At 65.3% G+C, this 886-nt stretch carries 1 pseudogene; it reads right to left on the bottom strand.

Going from position 1 to position 886, the window contains the following annotated elements:
- Positions 1-488: pseudogene (locus A5694_RS21645) on the bottom strand (PGRS repeat-containing protein); the annotation flags it as partial.
- Between the last annotated feature and the right edge of the window lie 398 nt (positions 489-886).

Here is an 886-nt window from a genome sequence, read left to right as displayed (position 1 = left end):
GTCCAGCCATCGCCGCCATCGCCGAACCACACGCCGCCGTTGCCGCCGTCGGGGTCGGTCTCGGTCCCGTCGGCGCCGTTGCAGATCACCCCGCACGCGTCCGGGTAGAGCGGTGCGAAGAGCTGGTTGATCGGCGCGGTGAGCTGCTCACCGAGCGGCGAGTCGAGCCAGTCCTGCAACGCCGCGTGTAACGGTGTGTAGAAGTCGAACACGGCACCGCCGGCGGCCGACCCGGCCAGCGCATCGCCGGACAGGTCCCAGCCGGGTGCGGTGAACAGGCTGTTGAAGTCATCGGCCAGGTTGCCCCAGGAGCTCGGGTCGAACAGGTCGGCCAACAGATCGTCGAAGTCGGCATGCACTGCGGGGGCCGACGTCAGCGCGGTGAGGCCTACTGCTGTGAGGATCCCGAGGGCGGCAGGAGCTGTCCTCAGTTCGATGCCGCGCCCTCGTAGGCGCCGCCTTCCTGCGGTTTCGAGACGACGAGACATCGAGCCGACCTTCCTGCGATGACTAGAGACTTCCGTACATGTTTGGCGACTCTAGCCGAACCCACAAGAGAAGAACCATACTAAAAGTATGAAAACATGCCCCATTGCAAACTCTGCGTAGACAATTGACGCCTGCGTAAGTACCGTGCTGTTCCTAAGGCGCATGTTAACCAAGCTTCATGGCGCCAGGTGGCCTGATGGGGAACGGGGGCAGTGGTGGTGGTTCGGCGCGGCGTTGCGGGTGGCGGGAGTTCTAGCTCGGGCGGGTCTGGTCGGCGGGGCCGGCGGATCGTGGGTGCGTCTTCGGCGGTGGGGGCGTTTTTGGCGTTCGGGATGGCGCCCTTGGCGGCGGCGCCGGTGGCCAACGCCGATTTCGAGGACTTCCTGACGGATCTGTT

The sequence above is a fragment of the Mycolicibacter sinensis genome, assembly GCF_001667945.1.
Lineage (GTDB): Bacteria > Actinomycetota > Actinomycetes > Mycobacteriales > Mycobacteriaceae > Mycobacterium > Mycobacterium sinense_B.
This window is presented reverse-complemented; position numbering and strand designations above follow the sequence as displayed.